This window comes from Ameyamaea chiangmaiensis (assembly GCF_013376175.1).
GTDB lineage: Bacteria > Pseudomonadota > Alphaproteobacteria > Acetobacterales > Acetobacteraceae > Ameyamaea > Ameyamaea chiangmaiensis.
The window spans coordinates 1-3,459 of sequence record NZ_JABXXR010000216.1 but is presented as its reverse complement, the minus strand read 5'-3'; the positions used below and the strand labels follow the sequence as shown (position 1 = coordinate 3,459).

Below are 3,459 nucleotides of genomic sequence, written 5' to 3'. Positions count from 1 at the left end.
CCGATCTCGACACACTCTCCGGCCGTCTCGCTGCCCTGCGGGCCCGCACCAGCGGTCTGTCCGCGACGGCGACCGAGCCACTGGCCAACGCGCTGCTGGGCGCCGCAGGGTTGCGCCTGCGCCATCTCGCCTTCCAGAAGGCGATCCAGAACGACACCGAACCTGCACCGGCGGACGTCGCCGCGTTCGAGGACGACCTGCGCGCCCGCGCGGTCGTGCTGATGTTGAACAACGCCCAGATCGAGGCGCCGACCACGCGGCGACTGTGCGCTCTGGCGCGCGCCTCCGGCGTACCGGTCATCAACGTGACCGAAACGCTGCCCGACGGGCGTCACTATCAGGCGTGGCTCAACGACGTCGTCGACCAGATCGCCACGGTGCTGCCGCCGGCGGGGGCCTCCCGCCCATGACCGCTCCGGCCTTCAGCCTCGCTGGCGTGACCCTGCGCGTGGGCGGCCGCGATATCCTGCGCAACGCCACATTCGAAAGTCGGACAGGACAGTTCGTCGCCCTTCTGGGGCCAAACGGCGCAGGCAAGACAACGTTACTGCGCGCGCTGGTGGGTCTGGTGCCGACGCGGACGGGCCAAATCCGTGTGCTGGGTGCCTCCCCACGGGCGGCACGCGGTCGCGTGGGCTACATGCCCCAGGCTCGCGCCCTGACCGTGCCGAGCCTGTCGGGCGCCGATTATCTGCGCGCGGCCCTGCACGGAGCGCGCTGGGGACTGACCCTTCGCCGCGACACGCACGAGATCGACCGCGTGCTCGACCTCGTGTCCGCGCGCGACATCGCGCCTCGCCCCATCGGCACCCTGTCGGGAGGCGAGCGCCAACGGCTGGCCCTGGCGCAGGCGTTGCTCGGACGGCCCGAACTGCTGTTGCTGGACGAGCCTCTGGCCAGTCTCGACCCCGCGCGCGTCGGCGACGTGGTGGCCCTGACCCGCGATCTGCGGGACGCGCTGGGACTGACGGTGCTGTTCTGTGCCCACGACATCAACCCGCTGATCGGCACGGCCGATGCCGTGCTCTATGTCGCCAACGCGACCGCCCGCCTCGGCCCGGTGGAGGCCGTCATCACCACCGAGTCCCTTTCGGCGTTGTATGGCGTGCCGGTCGAGGTGGTGCGCGCCCGGGGGCATGTCTTCGTGATGGCCGGCACGGTTCCGGCCGCCGGGGGAGAGTGTTGTGCGCATGGATGATGATGGGCTGGTGCGGTCCGGTAAGAGACAGACGCGCGGAGGGTCGGATGCTCGCCTATGATTTCATGCGCACCGCGTTTGCGGCGGCCGGTATCGCCGGGGTGCTGGCGGGGCTCGTCGGCTGGTTCGTGGTCGTGCGCGGGCAGAGTTTCGCGGGTCATGCGTTGGCCCATATTGGCTTCGCGGGGGCCGCCGGTGCGTTGTGGCTCGGCGCGCCGCCGCTGGCCGGATTGATCGTCGCCGCCCTGGCCGGTGCCGGCTGGATCGGTGCGCTGGCCGACCGGGCGCAGGGACGGGACGTGGCGATCGGCCTCGTGCTGTCCGTCTCCCTCGGGCTCGGGCTGCTGTTCCTGCATCTGGTCAGCGGCTCGGCCAGCGGCGTGACCGCGCTGTTGTTCGGCAATGTGCTGGGCGTGTCGCACGCCACGCTGATGACGCTGGCGGCGATGGCGGTCGTCTGCCTGCTGGTTCTGGGCGTCATCGCGCGGCCGCTGCTGTTCGCCAGCCTGATGCCGGACAATGCCGCCGCACGGGGCGTGCGGGTCGGGGCGGTCGGCACGGTGTTTCTGCTGGTCGTCGCGCTGGCGACGGCGTCGTGCGCGCAGGTGACCGGTGTCCTGCTGGTGTTCACGCTGATGGTGGCCCCACCGGCGACGGCGCTCGAACTGGGGCTGCCGCCGCGTGCCGGTGCCGCGCTGTCGGCGGTGCTGGCGGTCGCGTGCGCATGGGGCGGCCTGTTGCTGGCGTGGATCACCGACGCGCCCGTGACTTTCTGGATCAGCGTGCTGTGTGCCGTGATGTTCGGTGGCGGCCGGCTTCTGCGCGCCGTCAGTCCTTCACCAGGGTCAGCAGCCAGTAAGTAAAGGCCATGAAGATCACGAGGCCGACATGGATCCAGATCAGGGCGCGAACCGTGATGACCGGAATATCAGATTTGAGCTTTGGCGTCGCCATAGTGATGAACTACTCCTTCTGAGCCCCGCAGCCGCGTTTCAGAGCCCAGGGTGCGGCAGGACATGGTAGGCACGGTTGAAATAGACCAGACCGGCCTGCCCCTCGTTGATGCGCAGGTCTTCGACCACGCAGAACATCACGCTGTGGCTTCCGACTTCCACGACATTGTCGATCCGGCAGTCGAACGACGCCACGGCCTCGGCCAGCACCGGCGCGCCGGTCGCCAGCGTGCTCCAGTGTCCGTGCGTGAAACGTTCGGCCATTTCCGCCTTGCCGGCGAATATGCCAGACAGTTCCTGCTGCAGGCCCGACAGGACGTTGACGCACAGGGCGCCTCCGGCCTCGAAGGCACTGCGCGAGCGCGAACTGCGATTGATACACACCAGAAGCGTCGGCGGTGAGTCCGTCACCGACGAGACGGCGGAAGCGGTAAAACCCACCGGGGTTTCGAGTGTCCCGGTGGTGATGATGTTCACGGCCGCGCCCAGTCGCGCCATGGCGTCGCGAAAACGCAACGAATCGATCGAGGCCATAGCGACAAACATCCCTTTACGCGGACGAGAGGTGAACTGTGATGTGTTGCCACCTTGCTTCCCGCAATTCAACCGTGGGATGACGAATGCCCTTATTCCGTCCCGGGAGTGCGCATGACGCAGACCCCACCGCCCGTCCGCACCGACCGCATGGGCCAGACCGCCTTTCTGGTCCTCGATCGTCCGACCGCGCTGAACGCCATCAACCTGGCCATGGCCGACGCCATCGCAAACGCCCTCAAGGACTGGTGGTCTGATCCAGGCATCACCCGCATCGTTATCGACAGCAGCGCACCGCGTGCCTTCTGCGCCGGCGGCGACCTGCGCCAGATACGCGATCGTCTGCTCGGCAGCGGTGCCGATGCCGCCGCAGCACAGTTCCGGCGGGTCTATGACCTGTTTGCCGATCTGGTGCGAAGCCCCGTGCCGGTCATCTCCCTGATGGACGGCATCGCGATGGGCGGCGGCATCGGGCTGGGCGGTCACGCACGGTATCGCATCGTCACGGAACGTTCGATCCTCGCCATGCCCGAAACCCTGATCGGCCTGACGCCGGACGCGGGTGGTTCGTGGTTGCTGGCGCGCGCACCCGGTTTTACCGGTCTCCGTCTGGCCCTGACCGCGGGGCGGATCGAGGGCGCGGCCGCACTGGGCGCGGGCTTTGCCGACTACGCGGTTCCCTCCGCCGATCTCGATACGCTGCGCGATGCACTGGCGCGGGACATGTCGGTGGAGGACGCGCTGGCGCGGGTCGGGCGTCTGCCGGTGCCGCAG

General features: G+C 68.7%; 6 protein-coding genes. 4 read left to right on the top strand and 2 right to left on the bottom strand.

Translation table 11 applies throughout. The features are described from left to right. The 3 genes from HUK82_RS15360 to HUK82_RS15350 form a co-directional block, all read left to right on the top strand. A partial coding sequence (locus HUK82_RS15360) for a metal ABC transporter solute-binding protein, Zn/Mn family (protein ID WP_394367512.1) occupies window positions 1-410 on the top strand: 410 nt, incomplete at its 5' end. Then, window positions 407-1,198 carry a metal ABC transporter ATP-binding protein gene (locus HUK82_RS15355; RefSeq protein WP_176614775.1) on the top strand — a complete coding sequence of 264 codons (792 nt, stop codon included), beginning with the start codon at window positions 407-409 and terminating at the stop codon, window positions 1,196-1,198. The genes HUK82_RS15360 and HUK82_RS15355, both read left to right, overlap by 4 nt. Before the next feature lie 47 nt (window positions 1,199-1,245). Next, complete coding sequence (locus HUK82_RS15350) at window positions 1,246-2,061, top strand: metal ABC transporter permease (protein ID WP_176614774.1); 816 nt, start codon at window positions 1,246-1,248, stop codon at window positions 2,059-2,061. Here the strand turns inward: HUK82_RS15350 and HUK82_RS17520 are convergent. Both HUK82_RS17520 and HUK82_RS15345 read right to left on the bottom strand, forming a co-directional pair. After that, entirely contained in the window at window positions 2,027-2,152 is a 126-nt protein-coding gene (locus HUK82_RS17520) for a hypothetical protein (RefSeq protein ID WP_256127051.1), read from the bottom strand. The genes HUK82_RS15350 and HUK82_RS17520 overlap by 35 nt on opposite strands. A gap of 38 nt (window positions 2,153-2,190) precedes the next feature. Beyond that, window positions 2,191-2,685, bottom strand: coding sequence for a flavin reductase (locus HUK82_RS15345; protein ID WP_176614773.1), 495 nt, complete (start codon window positions 2,683-2,685; stop codon window positions 2,191-2,193). 114 nt (window positions 2,686-2,799) lie between these two features. On the opposite strand from HUK82_RS15345, the gene HUK82_RS15340 reads away from it, so the two are divergent. Continuing rightward, on the top strand, window positions 2,800-3,459 hold a 660-nt coding region (locus HUK82_RS15340; protein WP_256127050.1), incomplete at its 3' end, for an enoyl-CoA hydratase/isomerase family protein.